Raw genomic sequence first — 20,360 nt, 5'->3', positions numbered from 1 at the left:
TTCTCTTCTCGATGATGATGGCATACGTTCTAGTCGAGATCGACGGCGCGCGAGTACACTCCCTGCCAGTCGAGCTCCACCTCCGGCGTGTTGCCGTGCCGGTTCTTCGCGACGTCAATGATGAGACGCTCTTGTGGATCCTCACCCTCGCGGCTGAGGAGCAGAATCACGTCGGCGTCCTGCTCGATCGCTCCGGATTCCCGAAGATCGGAGATACGGGGCCGACCATCCGCGCGCTTCTCGGACTCTCGATTGAGCTGGGATAGGACGATCACGGGCACGTCGAAGTCCTTTGCCATCACCTTCATCTGACGCGAAAACTCGGTCACCTGGGCGACGCGGTCGTTCCTCGAATCGGATGCCATGAGCTGCAGGTAGTCCACGACGATTCCCGCGAGGGGTTGCTTCCGGGAGAGTGTGCGAGCGAACGCGCGAACGTCCCCTGGCTTCACGCTTGTACGCTCGTCCACTGCAATGTTCAGGCTGTCGATCAGGTTCCGGTGCTGCGCGATGCGATCGATGTCCCATTCACTCAGTTTCGCGTCGTTCAGTCGGCCGACGTTGACCTGCGAACGCTCCGAGATAAACCGGTGCGTCAACTCCCGCCCCGACATCTCGAGCGACGCGAACGCGACGACCCCGACTGAGGACAGAGCCGTCGCGATCTGTGTCGCTACGACCGACTTCCCAACCCCGGGGCGCGCCGCAACGATGTACACCGCGCCGGGGCGGAACCCTCCGATCGCGACGTTCAGCGCCCGCCAAGGGGACGGGATGAAGTTCCCGTTCCCTTCGACGGCGTTCACCAGAACCTCATCCACCATCTCCCGGATGAACTGGAACGACGGCTTCACGGCACGGTCAGCGAGTTCGGCAACGATGGCCTGAGCCCGGTCGACCATCTCGCTCGCTTCCATCGATGGGTCCAACGCAGCGATGCTCTGGCCTGCTTCGACCACACGGCGGCGCACGCTGTGCTTTTCGATGATCTCCGCGTAGGCCTCCGCGTTGTACGTCAGGTGCGTGTACTGCAGAGCCTCGTTCAGCACCGCCTCGAAGCTCTTCGGAAGCGCATCCCCGAGAGTCACCAGCCCGACCGGTCGGTTCTGGTTGCGGAGACCCTTCGCCGCTTCGAACACCCGCCCGTGCATCGGGTTCGAGAAGTCGTCAGCATTCAGCGTGGACTCGTCCAGAACCTTCCCATTCGACCCGAGCACGGCACCGAGATATGCGATGCCCGCGTCTGTGGTGTCGAACTCTCCCATACCGATGCTCATCGCAGTCTCTCCTTCTTTGGCCCCGTCTGAGGTGGTGTGTAGTCGTTCTCCCACGAGCCAGCGTTGATCCATGTCGCGGGAAGCTTCTGGAACTGGCGATCCGGATTGTTCAGGACGTACTGCTCGACGGCCTTTCGGAGATACTCGAGATCGGGGAGCAGGCCCGCCTTCCGCATCTTCTCCCACGCCTTCCAGGCTGCGATCTTGTCATCCTTCTTCAGCCCGAACTCCCAGAACTCAAGAAAGGCCTTCGAGTAGGGCTGCTTCGGTTTCGTGCTTCCTCCCGCGGAGATCGGAGGTTCTTTCTCTATAGGAGTAGGAGTAGGAGTAGGAGAGGGGGAATACCCCTCCGGCTGGGCGGCGGAAAGGATTCCCGGAGGGGTTTCGGAAGGGGTATCCCGAAGGGTATCCGTAGGGGTGATGCTCTGTGCATCGACCGCCGAATGTCGCAGCACGGCCTCGATCCCAGTGGCCTTCCAGCCCGGAAGGTCCGGGCTGTTGGCGTGTAGCTTCTGGACCTCGAAAGCGAGCATCTGGCGAAGCTCGAGCGACGCGATACTGCCGAACGCGCTCGTCATGGCTTGCGCCATCTTCGGCTGCTTCATCAGCCCGTCATGCTTCAGGAACGAGCGGATCAGGATCTCCTCGGACTCCTCGCTGATGACGACGAAGAACGCGCGTGAGAGCTCCGCCGCCGCGGTCCGGACGTCGTCTGCGGTCCAGCGTGGATCGATCAGAGGCGCGAGCTTGGCGGGTCGCCAGTCGGCCACTCCCGCATAGCTGAGGGTGTCGTGGCAGAGCAGTGTGATGTAGAGCAGCTTCCCCGCCCCTGAGAGGTTCCGCCAGTCCTCGTCGCTCCAAATGTTCATTCGGATGTTGGCGTACGATCTCGCCACTTCAGTCTCCTCCTTCACGGTAGTGCTCCACTTCTTCCGGGGTGAGTCCGGTGTGGTCTGCGATCTCCTCGACGGACAGGCCGGCGCGGAGGGACGCTTGGATGATGTGGCGGGTGCCGCGGTCGAGGCGGGCCCGCTTCTCGCGGGTGATCTCGCAGAACTCGACCGCGATCACCCGCTTCCGCTCGATGCTCGTCACGACTCGTCACCGTCCTTCGGTTTCATCACGAACCCCTCTTCGGGGGTGACGCGGTCGAGCTCGGACGTCGCGTCGTTGATCTCCAGGACGAGGTGCTCTTCCTCGGTGATGCAGCCCGGGCACACGATCGCGATGATCTGGCCGTCCCTGAGCACCAGCGCCCAATCGGGCGCGAGATCCACAGTGCTGCGCTCGCCGCAGCGGTCGCAGCAGATGGGCACCGTCTGCATGGTCTCGGCGCTCACGATGCGGCCTTCTGCCACTCGAGCGACTGCAGGTCGAGCTCGTGGAACGAGAGCGCCTTCCACGGCAGCGCACGGCGCGGCTGCGGCATCACCCACTCGTGTTCGTCCCGCCCGGTGAACATCGCGAGGGGCTGCCACCAAGGGCAGGCGGCGGTGTCGACCTGCATCACCGCGATGCCGTCGTGGGAGAGGTGCCCGACGCGCCGGTTGCGGCACGCGAACCAGTACGCCGTCTGGAGGTCCGTCGTCCACGACATGCCCGGCAGGTAGTCGGGATGCGCGGACCGGTACAGGGTCGGGGGAGCGGGCTGCTGCTGGCCGTGCCCGCTCAGCCCGGAGTCGGTGACGAATCCGGCACAATCGAACAGGGTGTCCCACTGCCACGGGTCTAGATTGAGCAGCGGGTACTCGCACATCACCCAGGCCTCTGCGATGCCTACCGCGACCTCAGCAGGGTCCACGAGCACCCCGGCGTCGAACGCCTCCCAGAGGGCTCCGGGGAGGTAGTTCCGGCCGAGATGGTAGCCGTCCGGATAGCGGATGCACTCGGCCCACGTGGGCATGATGCGCCCGGGGCGTTCTGTCGGGTTGAGGATCTGCTGCAACGCGGCCCGGTCGCCGGCGGTCGCACGTGCAGCGAGCGCCTCCAGGTCTTCGAGTGTCTGGGACATGTCAGATCTCCCGCACGAGGCCGTCGACCAGCTCGTTGACCCTCCGCGCCAGTTCCGGCGACTCGTCGGGATCATCGATCGCTTCGCGCAGCACGTAGGTATCGACGCCGAGACGGTCAGCCAGAAGGGCAAGCGCCTCCGTCTGTGCGCGGCTTGCGAACCAGACGAGTTCCGCGACGGCCCGGTTGTTGAGGATGTCTGATTCAGTTTCGAAGACAGCGTCGTGGAGCGTCGCCACAACGTTTCGGAGATCGCTGAGCGGGTGCGTGCTGCGGGCAGCGCTGATGATCTTCTGGCTGGGGTGGATGTTGGTGTTCATCGGGTGCTCCTTTCGAGCTGGTTGAGGTGTTCGCAGTGCTCGTGCACGGTGCGGTAGGCGAGCAGGAATCGCTCGGCGGCAACGAGGCCTTCGACGCCTTGGATCTCGTCAAGGTCGACGTTCGCGAACGCCTCCCACAGGCCGGACTCCTCGGTGAAGGTGCCCTGCACGAGGAACGCTTCGTTGTAGGGCGGGTTGCTGCCGATCCTGATCGCGCAGTGATCGGCGTCCATTTCGCCGTCGACGTAGGGGTGCTCGTCGTCCAAGCACACGTTGATGTCGCAAGGGCGCGAATCGCGTCGGCTGAGGCGGGCCGAGTCAGCCGCACTGATCTGCTCACCGATCGCGGCAGAGTAGACCTGTGTGAGTCGCTTCACGGTGCCCTCGTCCAAGGGGCTCATTCCCCGTTCGGCGCTGAAGAGCTCACCAGCGGTCGTCCCGGCGCGGTGCGCAGCTTCATCAATGGGCAGCCCCGCTTCTTGTCGAAGCTTGGCCAGGGTCCGTCCGATGTCGCTCACTTCACGCCCCCACTTTCTCCGAGCCGCGAGTTCAGGTGGTCGGCGTGCTGCTGCAGCCAGTCGAAATCGTTCGCCGCGTCGCGCAGCACCTTGAGCCCTGCCGGACCCTCGGGGATCTCATCCGCGAAGCAGATGTACGGTCGCCACCGGCTCTCGTCCTCGAAGTTCGACACATCGATGTCATAGAACTCGGCATCGACGCGCTCGGCGGACTCGTGCACGTCGTTGAACTCACCGTTCCGGTACGTGTGGAAGTCCTTCGCGCATCCGTACACGGTGCACGGGCGGAGCTCGTTCACGTCGTGCTTGCCATCCCACGCCCAGAACGAGTCCAGCAGCCAACCCGAGCGGCCACCTTTAAACGTGCTCGGCTCCCAGATGTCAGGGTTGAATCGTCCGCTCTTCGCGAGCTCGATGAGTTCCTCTGCGTGTTTGAGGTCGGAAGGCGATGCGCCGGCGAGCAGGTTGATGCGGAATCGGTTCCCGGGCGTCACGCCGATCGTGAAGGCCATGCGGAACTGCGTGCCTCTCGGGTCTCTTCCGACCTGAACGGGCTCCTCCCGGAAGGTGATGACCGTGGGCAGGTCCGCGAGCGTCGCAGCACACCACGCACGCTTCTCGTCGGTCACGGTATTGTCTGGAACGTAGCTCGGCTTCAGGTCGTGTGCGGCCTCGACGGGCCGTTCGATCGTGGTGCTCACTTGCCCAGCTCCTCTCCGAACCGGAGGGACACCGACAGCAGGACAGCCGCGATCCGACGCAGTGACGCCACCGATGCATCGTAGAAGTCGATCGGGTGGCCGTCCACGACCAAGGTGATGTCCATGTCGCCGTTCTCCCGAACGGTGCCGTCGGGCGCGATCTCGTTAGCCGCGACCTGGATCGTGGTCAGGCAGGACGCCCACGCGACGACGTCGCCCACCTTGAACTCGTCGGAGAAGAACTCGATGTTCACCTGGGGCCAGTCGATCGCGTCCACCTCGTGACGGGTTGCCCAGTCCGGTCCGTTGATCGGGATCGGGGGGAGCTTCACGCACTTGGCGAAGTAGCGCTCGCCGGCGAACTTGGGGTAGTTCTCCACGTCGTACGCGATTGCCGGGGTGCCGGGAGGTGTGGTCCTCGTGAACTCGTCCACGCGCGGGTCGGTCATGTCGGTGATGGGCTGGGCGTGCTCGGCGTGGAGTCGGCGCACTACGGCGCACCACTCGTCCAGGGTTGCGGGTGCAGGGGATTCTGCGATGATGGTCATGATCCTTTTCCTTCAAACAGGGGTGGGGGATGGGCCCCGGGCGCGAGTACCAGTCGCACCCGGGGCCAACTACTTGGTGGGGGAGTTGCCCCCGGCATGGCTGCTACTCCACACCGGGGGCGCTCACCGTGACGAGAGACTGACTCACCGCCAAGACGGCTGCATGAGATCACGCATCGCCTTGCGGCTCTCTCGCCGCCGGATCTCCTCGTCAAGGCGCTGGTCCTCAGCGTCCTCAACGATGCGGGCGATCGCCTCGTCCTCGGACCCGAAGGCCCGGGCGACCGCCCAGACGACGGAGGTATCGCCTACCCGATCGGGCACGTACCCTCCGCCGCGTTCTGGCCGGCCCCCATGCGCTTCAAGCGCTCGAGTGCCGATGCTCCCTCCTCGCTAGTACCCGAGCTGGTCGGCACGGCAGATGCCACGCGATCAAGCACGCGCTGCCGCCGGGAGCCGCCATCGACCCCGAGTCGACGGTTACCGCTCTCGAGCTCGGCGAGTTGGGCTTCGATCTTCTCGCGCTCCCGCAGGAGGCGTTCGCGCTTCCACTTCGCGTCCATCTCCTCGAGCGGGATCCAGTCGATCTCCGCGACGACGACCACGGCATTGCCGCCCCATCGGTTGATGAGATCGCGACGACCCTCGGCAGCCTTCCTGGTCGTGTACAGCCGCTTCGTGGACGGCCAGAAGAACGGCTTGTACCCGTTCGGCCAGTCCTCGTACTCGGGCTTCTCCGGCCACGCCTCGAGCGCGTACTCCCGCCAGCCCTCGGGCTCGTACTGCTCCTCCTCATGCAACCGGCGGAGCACTTCGGGGTCGTCGTAGTCGGGCTCTTCGGCGTCCGGGTCCACGACCCAGGCGACGGCGTACATCGTCTCGTTCGTGCGGGAGAGATTGGTGTTGGTAGCCATGTGGCTGTGTCCTTTCAATTGGGGTTGGAATGGTTGAACTTGGCGTCGATGAATGCGTGGACGTCGACTGCGCGGAACATGATGCGACCGCCGATCTTCGCGGACGGGGGAGCGTCGCCCTGCTGGCGCGCCCACCTCATCTCACGGACCGACTTCCGGAAGATCGCCGCGGTTTCCGCGAGCGTCAGGAGCTCGTAGTTCGCCGGAACGAGGGGTGCGGTGCGCTCGCCGTCGGGCATCAGTCGTGGCCTAGCGCGAGATAGTGGAGGAGACTGACGAGGTCGCTGGATCCGGTGATCTCCTCGACCTCGTCGTACACCTCCGTCAGGCGGGCCCTCTGCTCGGGAGTGAGCGGCACGAGGTCAGAGACCGTGAATCCGAGTCGATCCTGCAGGCGGTGCAGGTTGAACAGCGGTGCTCCGTCCACGATGAGGACATCCCCGATTCGCTCGAGCGCCGCCAGCTTCTCGGCCGGGGTCAGTGCCTTAGGGTTGATCGCCCAGACGTGTGCTCGCCGTCCCGAAGGGGTATTCCGGTAGGCGGTCGTCTGGATGACCTCGCAGAGCTCCACGAGCTCCGAGCGGGCCGACCGGAGACGCTGCGGCGAGAACTTCCCGAACGCCTCCTGCCCGGCACTGTCGTCCTCAGCGAACGCGACGAGCTCGTGATCCGCCATCGGGCCGAAGACCCGGAGCGTCTGCTGCACGTACTGCTGCGAGTGCGCTCGGTCCACGCTGCGCCCCGCGTCGACGGAGGTCGTGGGATCCGTCGACCGGGCGTTCGGCGTCACGCCATCGATAGCCATCGCACTCATGCTGCGGCCCCCAGTGCGATCATCGTCCCGTTCTCGCGGATCTCGAAGAGAGCCTGCGACACCTCCAGCAAGGGGAGGATGCCGTGTCGCTCGCAGAACTCCACGAGTTCGAGTTCCGCGCGGCCCGGACGAACCTTCGTCTCGTACCGTTGCTTGCCGCCGTACTCCTCTTCCGTCTTGGTGCGGATGAAGAATGAGAAGCCCTTCGTGAGTACCTTCTGATGGTCCCGAGACTTCTTCGGCTTCCCATGCTTGTCGACGCCGCCCAGCCCCAGGCCGTTCTTCAGGAGCCTCTGCGAGTAGAACAGCGCCCAGATGCGGTTCTCCTGATGGGGGCGGAAGTACTTCCCGATCCAGTCGCGGACGACCAGGCCATCCTTCCGTTCCACTTCGTCCAGGAGCTTCTGCGCCAGGTCCGCCCGCGCGCCCTCGGCGAGCGCGTGCTGCTCGGCCTCCATGCGGGCCAACTCTGACTCGCGCGCCAGCTCGATCAGTTCGAGCCGAGACAGCTCGCGCGGCGCGGAAGGTGCCGCCTGGGAAGCCGCCCACTTCTCGACGGCGATGAAGTACTCGCGAACCTGACGGCCGCGGTCGGTGCGCTGGATCATGCCGAGCTGCTTCGCCATGTCGATGGTGAGTGCGTGGTCCTTGCGTTCGACCGCGCCACGACCGTCTCGGACAACCCGGTCAAAAATGACCGCGTACTCGACACCTTCGGTGAAGCCGTATTCGAGCATCCGGGCAAACCAGTGCCGGTACTCGGTGCTGACCTCCAAGAACTCGTGGAGGTCGCGACCGTAGACGCGGTCCTCACCGTCGATCTTGTGGATGGGGATGAGCGGCGTTGGTGCCGCGGTGATAGTCTGGAGTTCAGACATGTGGACCTCCTAATTGATCCGTGTCGTGAGCCCCCAGCGGTGCAACGCTGGGGGCTCGTTCGTGTAGAGGTGATGCAAATGCCTCACCTGGTCTTCGTGGCATCCGCGCTCGCCGTCGGGGTAGTGCCGGTGCTGGTCACGCGGCCCGAGTCCAAGGACTGCTCGGGCGGGCGGGTGAGCTACCGGTCTACGGCCGACGTGGGCCGGATGCCGTGTTGCTTCGCTGTGGAGTTTTCAAACTGCTCGCGGGCGGTGCCGCGTAGGTAGAGAGGGCCAGCCGGTTAGGGCTGTGCGCGGGGCGGGTGGCGGATCATCCGCCAGGCTCGGATTGAGTACCCGGTCAGCAGGGCGAGGAGCAGCCAGTCGAGAATGCCGACCATCACGCGGCGATCCGGTCCGGACTAGATGTCGACGGGACGGGGCCGAGCCAGTTGGTGGACGGACCGCGCGGGGTGAGGTCTTCGAGGGACGCAGACGCGATCAATGTCTCCATGTCGATGCCGATCGCATTCACGATCGCCTCGAGTTCGGCGGTGTTGAATGCGGAGTCTTCCTTCAGGCGGGAGTACACCGTGTTTCGGCTCAGCCCCGTGGCGCGGATAATCAGCTTCGCGTCGTACCCGTAGCGGGCAACTTCCGCCTTCACGGCGCGAGTAATCTTCGCGGTGAAAGTGCTCTGAGAGGTCTTCATACCCAGAGACAGTACCTATGTGGAGACACCATCGCAACCCAAATAGGGACAGATTTACAAAGTTCCCCCAAATTGGTACTCTGTCCCCATGTCCCCCAGAGCTACAGCAGGCGAACCTACGGACTTCAGCAGCGCGGTTGCCGAAACGATCGATCGCCAGATCGGGCTATCGGGCATTCCCGTCGCTCACGTGATCAAGGAAGCCGGCCTATCCCGGAACTACTACTACAAGCGAATCCGTGGAGAAGGCATGTTCAACACGAACGACATCGACACGATCGCTCGAGCCCTCGGCATGGATCCGTTCGACCTAATCCGCATGGCACTGGCCGAGATGAGTCGCAAGAAGCAGGGGGCGGATATCCACGATCTCGACTCCCGTCGCGCCAGTGTCGCCGGTGTCTATGAAGATGGTGAGTCTCGCCGGCAAAGTGACTATGCGAGAGCGGCGAAGGCGCGGAGCAAGGACCGCGGCGAAGAGTATTACGACTAGAGGAGCGACGTGCAGAACCTTCACGCACTGGCAGCGCTGCTGGACGTGACGATCGATTACGACGATCTCACGCACCTGGGTCGCGACGGCGACTACGACCGGCGCACGCGGACGATCCGACTGCAGCGGGGGATGTTGTACCGCCTCGAGCGTTCGGTGCTCGCTCACGAACTTATCCACGTCATCCGCGACGACGAGAAGACCATGTTCGGCTTCTACGACGCCCGAGACGAACGCATAGCCGACGAGCTCGCCGGGTATCTCCTCTTCGAGATTTCCGAGTACCGGTTGGCCGAGGAGAAGTGCGGCAGTCACATCGAGGGCATCGCGCTCGAGCTGGGTGTCATGGGTTGGGTCATCGAGGCGTTTCAGCGCAGCCTCGACCGCCTGGGCGAGTCGGTTTACGTGCATGGCCGGATGGGTGTCGGGCAGTTCGTGGCACGGTTCGAAGCGGTGGCGTGATGGCATCGGTCAAGCGCCGGGAGAACGGGAAGTGGCGCGCTCGGTACCGGGACTCGGAGGGTAAGGAGCATGCTCGCCACTTCCCGACGCGGAAGGCTGGGCAGGCGTGGCTCGATGAGGTGACGACGGCGACCCTCACGGGGCAGTACGTCGACCCGAAGGCCGGCAAGATCACCCTGGAAGCGTTCTACCAGGATTGGGCGAAGCGGCAGATCTGGGAGCACAGCACGAAGCTCACGATGGATCGCGCCATGAAGGCGTGCACGTTCAAGACGGTGGAGCTCGGGAAGATCCGTCGCTCGCATGTCGAGTCCTGGGTGAAGTCGATGACCGCGGTGCCTCTCGCCCCGATCACCATCCGCGCCCGCGTGAACAACATCCGCACCGTGATCCGTGCCGCGATCCGCGACAAGTACATGGCGGTCGACCCGGTCGACGGCGTACCGCTCCCGCGTATACGCCGCAGCGAGCATGCGATGACGATCCCGACGCCCGAAGAGGTGGGCGCGGTGATGGGGGCGATGCCGAAGTACCTGCGCGCCTTCGTCGCAGTGTGCGCGTTCGCAGGGCTCCGCTCGGGTGAGGCCGCAGCGATCCGGTTCGAGGACTTCGACTTCCTCGGACGCAAGCTCCACGTCGTCAGGCAGGCGCAGCGCGGCGAGGGGAAGGGCCTCGAGATCCGCGCGCCGAAGTATGGCTCCGAGCGCACTGTGTACGTCCCGGACGACCTCCTGACGATCGTCAACGAGCACGTCACCCAGGTGGGCATCTCGAGCAAGCACCACTACCTGTTCTTCGTCGGGCAGGATCCGATCGGTCCGAACACCGTGCACGCCGAATGGACGGCCGCACGCGAGTCAGTCGGCCTGCCGAAGCTCCGCGTGCACGACCTCCGGCATTTCTTCGCGTCGGGTCTGATCGCGGCCGGCGTCGACGTCGTTGCCGTGCAGCGCGCCCTCGGGCACGCGAAGGCGAGCACCACGCTCAACACCTACTCCCACCTGTGGCCGTCCGCGGAGGACCGCACCCGGGCAGCCGCAGCGGGTATCATTCAGCAGGTCCGTGCGAATCCTGCGGACTCGTTGCGGACAGCATCACCCGAAACCGCCTGATTTCAAGGCAGAATCGAGCATTCACAAAGTTATGGCGCATCTTCTGGGGGCCGAGGCCCTGCATCTCGAGGTCCCGACCAAGACCGTGTTCGACGCGGTGACCCTCGGGGTCGCCGAGGGCGACCGCATCGGCATCGTCGGACGCAACGGCGACGGCAAGTCGAGCCTGCTCATGATGCTCGCCGGCCGCCGGGAGCCCGACGGCGGGAAGGTCACGATGCGCGGCGGCACGACGATCGGCGTGCTCGACCAGGCCGACGTCTTCGCACCGGGCGAGACCGTCGGACACGCGATCGTCGGGGACCGGCCCGAGTACGAGTGGGCGGGCGACCCGCGTACGCGGGAGGTCATCGCCGGGCTCGTCGCCGACCTCGACTGGGAGTCCGGGCTCGAGGCGCTCTCGGGCGGGCAGCGGCGTCGCGTGGCCCTCGCGCGCCTGCTCGTGGGCGAGCACGAGGTCCTCTTCCTCGACGAGCCGACCAACCATCTCGACGTGGAGGGCATCTCCTGGCTCGCCGGCCACCTGCGGCGGCGCTGGCCGAGCGGCCAGGGCGCGCTCCTCGTCGTCACGCACGACCGGTGGTTCCTCGACGAGGTCTGCACGACGACCTGGGAGGTGCACGACCGCATCGTCGAACCCTTCGAGGGCGGCTACGCCGCCTACATCCTGCAGCGGGTGGAGCGCGACCGGCAGGCCGCCGCCATCGAGCAGAAGCGCCAGAACCTCGCGCGCAAGGAGCTGGCGTGGCTGCGCCGCGGCGCCCCGGCGCGCACCTCGAAGCCGAAGTTCCGCATCGACGCGGCGAACGAGCTCATCGCCGACGTGCCCGAGATCCGCGACCGCGTCTCCCTGCAGTCGATGGCCGTCGCGCGGCTCGGCAAGGAGGTCGTGAACCTCGTGGAGGCCGGGGTCGCCTTCGGCGATCGCGTGATCCTCGAGGAGGTCGACTGGCTGCTCGCGCCGGGCGAGCGCACCGGCATCCTCGGGGTCAACGGCGCGGGCAAGTCGACCCTGCTCGGCCTCATCTCCGGCGCCGTCGAGCCGACGGCGGGGCGCGTGAAGCGCGGCAAGACCGTGCAGGTGGCGACGCTCACCCAGCGGCTCGACGAGCTCGAGGAGCACCTGCAGGATCCCGTGCGCACGGTCATCGGCCGGCTGCGCACGAGCTTCACCGTCGGCAGCGGCTCGAAGGCGCAGGAGCTCACCCCCGGGCAGCTGCTCGAGCGCATGGGCTTCACGAGCGCGCAGCTCTCGACCCCCGTGAAGGATCTGTCCGGCGGGCAGAAGCGACGGCTGCAACTGCTGCTCATCCTGCTGGACCAGCCGAACGTGCTGATCCTCGACGAGCCGACCAACGACCTCGACACCGACATGCTCGCCGCGATGGAGGATCTGCTCGACTCGTGGCCGGGCACCCTCATCGTCGTGTCGCACGACCGGTACTTCCTCGAGCGCGTCACCGACCAGCAGTACGCGATCCTCGACAAGCACCTGCGGCACCTGCCCGGCGGGGTCGACCAGTACCTGGAGCTGCGGGCCGCCGAGGAGCGCGCGCGGGAGGAGCCTCGCACCGGCGGCGGGGCGGCCACGGGAGGCGGCGCGACAGGCGGGGCGGCCGCGGGCGGCGGCGCAGCCGGCGCGTCGATCGAACCGGCGCTCTCCGGGGCGGAGCGGCGCGCGGCCGAGAAGGAGCTCAGCGCGGTCGAGCGCAAGATGGAGCGCTTGCAGACGGATGCGGCGCGGGCCCGAGACGGCCTCGCCGGCCTCGACCAGGCCGACTACACCCTGCTGAACGCGGAGATGGTGAAGATCACCGCGATCGAGGACGAGGTCGCCGCCCTCGAGGAGCGCTGGCTGGAGCTGTCCGGCCTCCTGGAGTGACGCCCGCCTCACATCCGGGCGGGCCGTCCGGTCCTGATGGGTGAGCGCGCGCCCGGCGCGCCCGTCCGATCGAAAGGAACACCCGCCCATGTCGCACGTGAACATCGGCAAGGTCCATCCCGAAGCCTTCCAGGCGATGTCCCAGCTCAACGAGCGCGCCTCCGAGGCCGCGGCCTCCGCCGGTCTCGAACCGAAGCTCGTGGAGCTGGTGCGCATGCGCGTCTCCCAGATCAACGGCTGCGCCTTCTGCCTGCGCATGCACGCGGCCGACGCCGAGCGCCTCGGGGAGACGAGCGAGCGCATCGCGATCCTCGCAGCCTGGTGGGAGTCGCAGTACTTCACGGGGCCTGAGCGGGCGGCGCTGCAGCTCGCCGAGCAGGTGACGCTCATGAGCGACGCGAGCCGGATCCCGGAACGCGGCGTCGACGTCTCGGCGGAGCTGGACGACGCGCAGATCGCGGCCGTCACCTGGAACGTCGTCGTCATCAACGCCTGGAACCGCATCGCGGTCTCGAGCCACTACCCCGTGGCGCCGAAGGAGTAGTCGGCGCGGGGATCCCCGCGGCGGGATCCCCGCGACGGGATCCCGCGCGGCGGATCAGTCGCGATCGGCGCCCTCGGCGCTCACGCGCAGCCAGTCGTCGAAGGTCTGCGTGCCGAGTCCGGCGTCCGGCCCCGGCAGCAGGGAGCCGTCGCGCATGCCCCGCCCCCACGCGCCGGGGAACGGCAGCTGCAGCACACGGCGCCGTTCGCCGGTCGCCCGCAGATACCGCGCGACGAGCTCCGCCATGCGCTCCTCCCGCGGGCCCGCGAGGTCCCTGACGACGCCGAGCGGGGCGCCCGACGCGATCCGGACGAGCTCGGCGGCGACCTCGTCGACGGCCACGGGCTGCGCACGCATCGTGGGCACGAGCTGGATCGGTCCCAGGCGACCGGCGGGAATCAGCTGGCGCACGAAGCCGTGGAACTGGGTGGTGCGCAGCAGGGACCAGCCGCCCGGTCGTCCCGTCACGAGCTCCTCCTGCACCCGCTTCCCCGCGTAGTACCCCGCTCCGAGGCGGGCGGCGCCGACGATCGAGACCGCCACATGATGCGGGACGCCCTCCGCCTCCTCGGCCGCGAGCAGGTGCCGGGTGACGGCGCCGAAGAACTCGATGGACTCCCGCGCGCGCATGCTTCCCGTGCTCGACGCGTCGATCACGGCGTCGACGCCGCGCAGCGCCTCCGGAAGGCCCGCGCCGGTCGTGAGATCGACTCCCGTCGCGCGGCTGATCCGGACGACGCGGTGCCCCGCGTCCTCCGCCGTCGCGGCGACCCGGCGACCGAGCTGGCCCGTCGCCCCGGCGACCGCGAGCCTCATCGTCCGACCCCCGTCAGGCGGGAGAATGCGGGACGGGACGGGCAGCGGTGCGAGATGATGGCTTCCATACCCTTCAGGACCGCGCGGGCCCCGGGAATGTGAGCCGGCATCGCCCGGCGGCGGACCGTCGGCCTGACGCACCGCGGCGCCGTCCGGTCCTGATGGGGGAGGAGGACGACGACATGAGCGGTGAAGCACCCTCGCGGCGCGCGAGCCCGATCGACGCCGAGGTGCTGGGCGAGCGACGGCACCTTATGGCGCTGGCGTTCCGGATGCTCGGCACCATCGCCGAGGCCGAGGACGCCGTCCAGGAGACCTACGTGCGGTGGTACCGGCTCAGCGAGGCCGAGCGCGAGGCGATCCGCGTGCCGCGGGCCTGGCTCACCCGTGCCGCCGGTCGCGTCTGCCTGAACGTCCTCGACTCGGCCAGGCACCGGCGGGAGCGGTACGTCGGCCCGTGGCTGCCCGAGCCGGTCCCCGCCCACGCCTTCCCCGCGGGCGCGTCCGCGACCGAGGACCCGCTCGAGCGGGCGGCACTCGACGATTCCGTCAGCACGGCGCTGCTCGTCGTGCTCGAATCGATGACGCCCGCGGAACGGGTCGCCTTCGTCCTCCACGACGTGTTCGCGATGCCCTTCGGCGAGATCGCGGACGTCGTGGGCCGCACGCCGGCCGCATGCCGGCAACTCGCGTCCTCCGCACGACGCCGGGTGCGGCAGCGCCGTGCGCGTCGCGCGAGCCGCGCCGAGCACGACACCGTCGTGCGGGCGTTCGCCGAGGCCGCGCGCGGCGGCGACCTCTCGGGGCTCCTCGCCGTCCTCGATCCCGCAGTCGAGCTGCATTCCGACGGCGGCGGGGTCGTCTCCGCCGCGCGCAAGCCGATCCGCGGCGACGATCATGTGGGACGGTTCCTGCTCGGCATCCTCCGCAAGCATCCGCGCACGGTGCTCCGCGAGCAGGAGACCCCCGACGGGCTCGGATTCGCGCTGTGGGACGAGGGGCGCATCGCGAGCGTCGCGACCGTCGAGGTCGAGGCGGGGGCGGTCACCGCGGTGCGCCTCATGCGGAACCCGCACAAGCTCACGCTGTGGAACTGAGGGGCGGCACCGCAGGGTCGTCCGGATCGTCGGGATCGCGGCGGGGCCGACGCGCGGCGTCCTTCGGCGCCTCCTCGCCGAGCTCGCTGCCGTCGGGGCGGATGGCCGGCATCGATCCGGTCGCGGCTTCGTAGGCCTCGGCGAGGCTGTCGTCGACGTCCTCCTCCTGGACCCAGGCGATGTCGTCGCTCGCGTGGTCGTACTCCACGGGCTGCAGCGCGAAGTTGTCGCCGTACTCCTCGAGTCCCGAGCGCACGCTGTGCCGCACCGCCAGGCTCGCGTACCTGTCGCGCAGGATCAGCGGGTCCCGCTGCAGATCCCTGAGAAAGGCGACCATCATGAGCGCGATGATCAGCGCGAAGGGCAGCGCGGCGATGATGGTGACGTTCTGGAGGGACCGGAGCCCCTGCCCCTCCTCCCCGGTGACCAGCAGCACGGCGCCGATGACGCCGACCATGGTGCCCCAGGTGACCGTGACCCAGCGCGCCGGATTCGGGCGGCCCTGCTGGGACAGCGTCCCCATGACGAGGGAGGAGGAATCGGCTCCGGTGATGAAGAAGATGGCGATGAGCAGGATCAGCCCCGCACTCACGACGCCGCTGAACGGGAGGTTCTCGAGGACGCCGAAGAGCACCTGCTCCGGAGGATCGATGGCGAGGCCGGCCCCGTTCCGCTGCTGGTCGATCGCCGTGGCGCCGAAGATCGCGAACCACGCGAAGGAGATGATGGAGGGCACCACGATGACCACCGACACGAACTGCTTGAGCGTGCGACCGCGGGAGATGCGGGCGATGAACATGCCGACGAACGGCGACCACGAGATCCACCAGGCCCAGTAGAAGATCGTCCAGCTCGAGAGGAACTGCTCCATCGCCTCGCCCTGGGAACCGGAGCGGCCGGCCATCATCGGCAGATCGGCGATGAACTGGGCGGCGACGGCCGGAAGCACATTGAGGATGAGGAGCGTGGGCCCGACGAAGAAGACGAAGAGCGCGAGCGCCATCGCCGCGACCGAGTTGATGTTGGAGAGCAGCCGGATGCCCTTGGAGACCCCGGAGACCGCCGAGGCGATGAACGCCGCGGTGAGCACGGCGATCACGCCGACGAGCACGCCGTTGCCGAGCGGGCCGATGCCCGAGACGATCTCGATGCCGTGCCCGATCTGCAGCGCGCCGAGGCCGAGCGAGGCGGCCGTGCCGAAGAGCGTGACGATGATGGAGAAGATGTCGATCGTCTTGCCGAGCGGACCGGTGGTGCGGTCCTCTCCGAGCAGCGGGGCGAAGATCGAGGAGATCAGAGGTGTGCGACCGCGCCGGAACATGCCGTAGGCGATGGCCCCGCCGACGAGCGCGTAGAAGGCCCAGGCCTGCGGCCCCCAGTGGTAGAGCACCTGGGCGAGCGCGGTGTGCATGGCGTCGAAGGTCTCGGCCTCCGCCGTGCCCGGCGGCGGCTCCTCGAAGAAGGTCAGCGGCTCGGCGGCGCCCCAGAACACGAGTCCGATGCCCATGCCCGCCGCGAAGAGCATCGAGATCCACGAGAACATCGAGTACTCGGGCTCCTCGTTGTCGCGCCCGAGGCGGATGCGCCCGTAGCGGCTGAAACCGATGAAGAGCATGAACACGAGCACCACCGTCGCGATGGAGGTGAAGAAGAAGCCGGTGTACTCCACCACCCAGTCGAGCGCGGCGCGCGTCGTGGCTGCGAGATGGTCGCCCGCGAACACGCCCCAGCCGACGAACGCGAGGGTGAGGGCGATCGCGACGCCGAAGACGAGGCGATCCGTGCGGTACACCCGATGCGTCTCCTCGACGCCGATGCCGGGGATGAGCGCCGGGTGCAGCGCTTCGCCGCCCGTGCCGGAATCGGGCTCCTCGGAGCGTGCGTCGTGGTCGATCGGGGTTCCCATGATCCTCCATCCTGACACGGGGCCGGCGGAAGGCGAAGCCGCGCGCGTCAGGCCGCGGGGATCGCGACGATCGGGTCGCCGCTCGGCGCGCCGCTCGGCGAGCCCCCGCGCGTCTCGACCGTGACCGCGACGGCGTCGCCCGGGGCGAATCCGGTCGCGAGGATCTCGGACCGGCCGGCGTCGTCCACGTCCATCACGCCGAGGGAGACCGGCGTCTCGCCGCGGACCACCCAGGCCTCGTAGTCGCGGCCCTCCGGGGCGGTCTCCATGCCCTCGGCGACGAAGACCGCCTGCGCGGTCTCCGCGGACCAGCGCAGGGTCGCGGATCCGCCGCCCGGCAGCGGCGCGGTCGCGCTGCGCGCGTCCGGCGCCTCGTCGATCTCCTGCAGGGCGAGCGAGACGGGGTCGGACGGCGCGAGCAGCCGCCCCCACGGGATGGCGAGCGAGACGGCGATGAGCACCGCGACCGACGCGGCCAGCGCGAACCAGGCGGCGCGGCGGCGGGGCGGGCGGGATCCGCGCTCGCCGCCGGTCCGCGCCGCAGCGGGGGCGTCCGCATCGGCGGCTGCGGACGGCGCGGCGCCCGAGGTCGCGGCCGACGGCGCGGCATCGGAGGCGTCCGCCGCCCCGCCGCTCGGGGCCGGTGCCTGGGGTGCGCCGGCGATCGCCGCGAGGAGTGCATCGCGCGCGTCGGGGGGCGGCGGGACGGGCGGCGTCATCGCGCCGAGCGCGGCCGCAGCCTCCTGATCCTCGTCGACCGTCGAGCGCCACTCCGGATGCGCCGCGAGGGCGCGGGAGAAGGCCTGCTCGTCCTCGGGGGAGAGCGCGTGCAGGGCGCGCGCGGCCGAGAGCTCCCGGAAGTGCTCCTCATTCATCGCGTCGCCTCCCATGCTTCCCTGATCCGGCTCAGGCCGTCCCTGATGCGCGTCTTGACGGTGCCGAGCGGCGCCCCGACGAGCGCGGCGATCTCGCTCTGACTGTAGCCGCCGAAATAGGCGAGCACGATGGCGCGCCGCTGGGGCTCCGGCAGCCGGCCGAGGGCTTCCCTGGCGCGCGCGCCGTCGACGAGGAGCGCGACCTCGTCGTCGACGCCGCTCCCGGGGTCCGCGATCTCCCGCGCGCCGGCGGTGAGATCGCGTCGGGTCATGGCGCGGGCGGAGCGCACGCGATCCACCGCGCGCCGATGGGCGATGGTCAGCAGCCAGCTGCGCGCGCTGCCCCGCGCACGGTCGAAGGCGCGGGCCGACTGCCATGCCTCCAGGAAGACCTCCTGGAGCACCTCCTCGCTCTGCGAGCGGTCGACCACGACGCGGAGGATGAGCCCGAAGACGCGCGGCGACATCATGTCGTACAGCTCCGCGAAGGCGTGCTGCTCGCCCGCGGCGGCGCGCTGGAGCGCCGTGTCCGCCGGGTCCGCGCCCGCGTCCTCGGGCACCTCGACCCCATCGATGACCATCTCGTCCAGCATGCCCCATGCACCTCCGTTCCGCCCGTCATGATCCGCCGCGAGTCGTGCCCGGGTCATCCGAAGGTGAAGGAGTAGAGCTCCACGCCCCGCGGCACCCGGAGCGTGAGCGCGCCGGTGCCCGCTGCGTTCTCCGCGAGCAGGCGGTAGGAGCGCGGCGTGCCGTCGACCTGCATGCTGCGGGGCGCCGATCCGGCCACCTCCACCTCCACCGAGCCGCTCCCGGCGAGCACGGCGCGCACTTCCCTGGCGCGGTACTCGAGGCGCACGGCTCCGCCGGCGTCGCCGCTCGGGGCGGCGTACTGGGTCTCGACGGTCCAGTCGCCGTCGAGGGCGAAGGTGTCGTCCGGCTGCTCCTCGGGGAAGGAGAAGGCGCCGGGGCCGGCTCGGTAGGCCCCGGGGCCGGCGAAGTTGCGATCCTTCGCGGAACCGAGGAAGGTCTCGGGCGTGGTGCTCCCCAGCTCCGGGGTCTCGTCCCTCGTGTCCGTCTCCTCGGGCAGCCGCACCCCGGGGTCGGCCTCCCGCAGCAGCTCGCGGAGGAGTCGCTCGGTGGTCGCGTAGTTGCCCTCGCCGAAGGAGATGTGGCGCACCGCGCCCTCGGCGTCGATGAGATAGTGCGCCGGCCAGTAGCGGTTGCGGTAGTGGGTCCAGGTCGCCAGGTCGTTGTCGAGCGCGACGGGGTAGGTGATGCCGAATTCGCGCGCCCCCGCCGCGACGTTCGCCGGCTCCTTCTCGAAGGCGTACTCCGGCGAGTGCACGCCGATGACCTGCAGACCCGCATCGCGATAGGCGCGATCCCACGCCACCACGTGGGGGATGGAGCGCTGGCAGTTGATGCAGGAGTAGGCCCAGAAATCGATGAGCACGACCCGCCCCCGGAGCTCCTCGAGATCGAGCGCCGCGCCGCCCGGGGTGTTGAGCCAGCCGGCGATGCCGCGGATCCGGGGGGCGGGGCCGCAGTCCGCGAGCTCGGCGGCACCGTTCTCGCACGCGTCGAGCCTGCGGTTCTCCTCGGTCACGAGTCCGCCGAGTCCGAGCGCGCGCTCCCCGGATTCGCTCTCCGCGAGACCGCGCTGCAGCCCCGCGGTGTAGTCGGGGAGGAGGCGCTGCAGGCGCTGCGGCACGTCGAGGGCGAGCCCGGCGGCGAGCGCGATGAGCGCGATGCCCGCGGCGATCCGGAGCGCGCGCTCTCGGGCGCGGAACCCTCGGATGCGCCGGGCGACGCCGCTCCCGGCGAGGGCGAAGACGAGCAGCGGGATCGCGACGCCGAGGGCGAAGGAGACGGTGAGGAGGACCGTCTCGAGTCCGATGGTCCCGGTGGCCCCGGCGACGATGATGGCTGCGAGCACCGGTCCCGCGCACGGCACGAAGACGGTGCCGAGGGCGAGCCCCATGCCGAAGCCGCTGCCGCCGTCGGCCACCCGGCGGCGCGGCAACCGCTGGAACGGCTTCTCGAGCAGCCGCTCGAAGCCGGGTACGAGCATGCCGATGCCGATCGCGAGGAGCACGACGACCCCGGCCCAGCGGATCGCGCTCTGCGGGATCGCGAGCAGTCCGAGCAGCAGCGAACCGAGCAGCGTGACGGCCGAGAAGCTGAGCACGAGCCCGGCGATGATCCAGTAGGGGCGGGAGCGCTTCGCCGGGATCACCTCGGGCGTTCTGCCCGGCGCCGCGGGGCGCGCCCCCGCGGTGAGGAAGATGACCGGCAGTACGGGGAGGATGCACGGCGAGATGCCGGTGATGAGTCCGCCGAGCAGACCGATGAGCACGATGTCCATGAGACGCCTTTCCTGTCGTTTCGGTATTCGGAGCCGACGGCGGATCGGATGGGGCGGGCCCGGCCCGTCCGGCGCGACGGGGCGGTCGGATGGGACGGGGCCGTCGGGCCGGCGCGACGCGGTGCGAGCCCGAT

The 20,360-nt window shown here is 68.5% G+C and carries 26 protein-coding genes; 6 read left to right on the top strand and 20 right to left on the bottom strand.

Features of this window, described 5'->3' with window-relative positions; translation table 11 throughout:
• Nucleotides 1-29: 29 nt before the first annotated feature.
• The 15 genes from MUN78_RS10115 to MUN78_RS10045 form a co-directional block, all read right to left on the bottom strand.
• On the bottom strand, nt 30-1,277 hold the full coding sequence (locus MUN78_RS10115) for a replicative DNA helicase (RefSeq protein WP_244726221.1): 1,248 nt from the start codon (nt 1,275-1,277) through the stop codon (nt 30-32).
• Nucleotides 1,274-2,191, bottom strand: coding sequence for a hypothetical protein (locus MUN78_RS10110; protein WP_244726220.1), 918 nt, complete (start codon nt 2,189-2,191; stop codon nt 1,274-1,276). The genes MUN78_RS10115 and MUN78_RS10110 overlap by 4 nt, the downstream gene beginning before the upstream one ends.
• Nucleotides 2,175-2,372 (bottom strand): DUF3071 domain-containing protein, encoded by a 198-nt coding sequence (locus tag MUN78_RS10105; protein ID WP_244726218.1) that lies wholly within the window; start codon nt 2,370-2,372, stop codon nt 2,175-2,177. The genes MUN78_RS10110 and MUN78_RS10105 overlap by 17 nt, the downstream gene beginning before the upstream one ends.
• Nucleotides 2,369-2,617 (bottom strand): hypothetical protein, encoded by a 249-nt coding sequence (locus tag MUN78_RS10100; protein WP_244726216.1) that lies wholly within the window; start codon nt 2,615-2,617, stop codon nt 2,369-2,371. The genes MUN78_RS10105 and MUN78_RS10100 overlap by 4 nt, the downstream gene beginning before the upstream one ends.
• Nucleotides 2,614-3,288, bottom strand: a complete 675-nt coding sequence (locus MUN78_RS10095; protein WP_244726214.1) for a hypothetical protein — start codon at nt 3,286-3,288, stop codon at nt 2,614-2,616. Before MUN78_RS10095 ends, MUN78_RS10100 begins: the two co-directional genes overlap by 4 nt.
• 1 nt (nt 3,289) lies before the next feature.
• Nucleotides 3,290-3,607 carry a hypothetical protein gene (locus tag MUN78_RS10090; protein WP_244726212.1) on the bottom strand — a complete coding sequence of 106 codons (318 nt, stop codon included), beginning with the start codon at nt 3,605-3,607 and terminating at the stop codon, nt 3,290-3,292.
• Entirely contained in the window at nt 3,604-4,125 is a 522-nt protein-coding gene (locus tag MUN78_RS10085; RefSeq protein ID WP_244726210.1) for a helix-turn-helix domain-containing protein, read from the bottom strand. Before MUN78_RS10085 ends, MUN78_RS10090 begins: the two co-directional genes overlap by 4 nt.
• Nucleotides 4,122-4,826, bottom strand: coding sequence for a hypothetical protein (locus MUN78_RS10080; RefSeq protein ID WP_244726208.1), 705 nt, complete (start codon nt 4,824-4,826; stop codon nt 4,122-4,124). The genes MUN78_RS10085 and MUN78_RS10080 overlap by 4 nt, the downstream gene beginning before the upstream one ends.
• Nucleotides 4,823-5,374 carry a hypothetical protein gene (locus tag MUN78_RS10075; protein ID WP_244726206.1) on the bottom strand — a complete coding sequence of 184 codons (552 nt, stop codon included), beginning with the start codon at nt 5,372-5,374 and terminating at the stop codon, nt 4,823-4,825. The genes MUN78_RS10080 and MUN78_RS10075 overlap by 4 nt, the downstream gene beginning before the upstream one ends.
• A gap of 144 nt (nt 5,375-5,518) precedes the next feature.
• Nucleotides 5,519-5,698 (bottom strand): hypothetical protein, encoded by a 180-nt coding sequence (locus MUN78_RS10070; RefSeq protein WP_244726205.1) that lies wholly within the window; start codon nt 5,696-5,698, stop codon nt 5,519-5,521.
• Nucleotides 5,683-6,288: a hypothetical protein gene (locus MUN78_RS10065; protein ID WP_244726203.1), complete on the bottom strand. Its 606-nt coding sequence runs from the start codon at nt 6,286-6,288 to the stop codon at nt 5,683-5,685. The genes MUN78_RS10070 and MUN78_RS10065 overlap by 16 nt, the downstream gene beginning before the upstream one ends.
• A gap of 14 nt (nt 6,289-6,302) precedes the next feature.
• A complete protein-coding gene (locus MUN78_RS10060; protein WP_244726201.1) occupies nt 6,303-6,527 on the bottom strand; it encodes a helix-turn-helix transcriptional regulator in 225 nt (74 codons plus the stop codon).
• Nucleotides 6,527-7,093 carry a hypothetical protein gene (locus tag MUN78_RS10055; protein ID WP_244726199.1) on the bottom strand — a complete coding sequence of 189 codons (567 nt, stop codon included), beginning with the start codon at nt 7,091-7,093 and terminating at the stop codon, nt 6,527-6,529. The genes MUN78_RS10060 and MUN78_RS10055 overlap by 1 nt, the downstream gene beginning before the upstream one ends.
• Nucleotides 7,094-7,098: 5 nt before the next feature.
• The gene (locus MUN78_RS10050) at nt 7,099-7,980 is read right to left on the bottom strand and encodes an antA/AntB antirepressor family protein (protein WP_244726198.1); all 882 of its coding nucleotides are present in this window, start codon (nt 7,978-7,980) and stop codon (nt 7,099-7,101) included.
• A 379-nt stretch (nt 7,981-8,359) separates the two neighbouring features.
• Nucleotides 8,360-8,671: a hypothetical protein gene (locus MUN78_RS10045; protein WP_244726196.1), complete on the bottom strand. Its 312-nt coding sequence runs from the start codon at nt 8,669-8,671 to the stop codon at nt 8,360-8,362.
• An 88-nt stretch (nt 8,672-8,759) separates the two neighbouring features.
• Here MUN78_RS10045 and MUN78_RS10040 point away from each other — a divergent pair, with 88 nt between their 5' ends.
• From MUN78_RS10040 to MUN78_RS10020, 5 genes are all read left to right on the top strand, one after another.
• Complete coding sequence (locus MUN78_RS10040; protein ID WP_244726194.1) at nt 8,760-9,164, top strand: helix-turn-helix domain-containing protein; 405 nt, start codon at nt 8,760-8,762, stop codon at nt 9,162-9,164.
• Nucleotides 9,165-9,173: 9 nt separating this feature from the next.
• Complete coding sequence (locus MUN78_RS10035; RefSeq protein ID WP_244726192.1) at nt 9,174-9,626, top strand: ImmA/IrrE family metallo-endopeptidase; 453 nt, start codon at nt 9,174-9,176, stop codon at nt 9,624-9,626.
• 119 nt (nt 9,627-9,745) lie between these two features.
• Nucleotides 9,746-10,738: a tyrosine-type recombinase/integrase gene (locus tag MUN78_RS10030; protein ID WP_244726190.1), complete on the top strand. Its 993-nt coding sequence runs from the start codon at nt 9,746-9,748 to the stop codon at nt 10,736-10,738.
• 31 nt (nt 10,739-10,769) lie between these two features.
• Nucleotides 10,770-12,620: an ABC-F family ATP-binding cassette domain-containing protein gene (locus MUN78_RS10025; protein WP_244726188.1), complete on the top strand. Its 1,851-nt coding sequence runs from the start codon at nt 10,770-10,772 to the stop codon at nt 12,618-12,620.
• 88 nt (nt 12,621-12,708) lie between these two features.
• Nucleotides 12,709-13,164 (top strand): carboxymuconolactone decarboxylase family protein, encoded by a 456-nt coding sequence (locus MUN78_RS10020; RefSeq protein WP_244689635.1) that lies wholly within the window; start codon nt 12,709-12,711, stop codon nt 13,162-13,164.
• Nucleotides 13,165-13,218: 54 nt separating this feature from the next.
• On the opposite strand, the gene MUN78_RS10015 is transcribed toward MUN78_RS10020, so the two are convergent.
• On the bottom strand, nt 13,219-13,980 hold the full coding sequence (locus tag MUN78_RS10015; protein WP_244726186.1) for an SDR family oxidoreductase: 762 nt from the start codon (nt 13,978-13,980) through the stop codon (nt 13,219-13,221).
• Nucleotides 13,981-14,162: 182 nt separating this feature from the next.
• On the opposite strand from MUN78_RS10015, the gene sigJ reads away from it, so the two are divergent.
• A complete protein-coding gene (gene sigJ / locus MUN78_RS10010; RefSeq protein ID WP_244726183.1) occupies nt 14,163-15,077 on the top strand; it encodes an RNA polymerase sigma factor SigJ in 915 nt (304 codons plus the stop codon).
• On the opposite strand, the gene MUN78_RS10005 is transcribed toward sigJ, so the two are convergent.
• Genes MUN78_RS10005 through MUN78_RS09990 form a run of 4 tightly spaced genes read right to left on the bottom strand, consistent with a single transcriptional unit; the run spans nt 15,061 to nt 20,226 of the window.
• A complete protein-coding gene (locus tag MUN78_RS10005) occupies nt 15,061-16,983 on the bottom strand; it encodes a BCCT family transporter (RefSeq protein WP_244726181.1) in 1,923 nt (640 codons plus the stop codon). The two genes, sigJ and MUN78_RS10005, sit on opposite strands and share 17 nt — an antisense overlap.
• A 47-nt stretch (nt 16,984-17,030) precedes the next feature.
• Nucleotides 17,031-17,858, bottom strand: a complete 828-nt coding sequence (locus MUN78_RS10000; protein ID WP_244726179.1) for an anti-sigma factor — start codon at nt 17,856-17,858, stop codon at nt 17,031-17,033.
• A complete protein-coding gene (locus tag MUN78_RS09995; protein ID WP_244726177.1) occupies nt 17,855-18,451 on the bottom strand; it encodes a sigma-70 family RNA polymerase sigma factor in 597 nt (198 codons plus the stop codon). The genes MUN78_RS10000 and MUN78_RS09995 overlap by 4 nt, the downstream gene beginning before the upstream one ends.
• Before the next feature lie 53 nt (nt 18,452-18,504).
• The gene (locus MUN78_RS09990; RefSeq protein ID WP_244726175.1) at nt 18,505-20,226 is read right to left on the bottom strand and encodes a cytochrome c biogenesis protein DipZ; all 1,722 of its coding nucleotides are present in this window, start codon (nt 20,224-20,226) and stop codon (nt 18,505-18,507) included.
• Between the last annotated feature and the right edge of the window lie 134 nt (nt 20,227-20,360).

Origin of the sequence: Leucobacter allii, from assembly GCF_022919155.1 — a bacterium.
Classification (GTDB): Bacteria; Actinomycetota; Actinomycetes; order Actinomycetales; family Microbacteriaceae; genus Leucobacter; species Leucobacter allii.
This window is presented reverse-complemented; position numbering and strand designations above follow the sequence as displayed.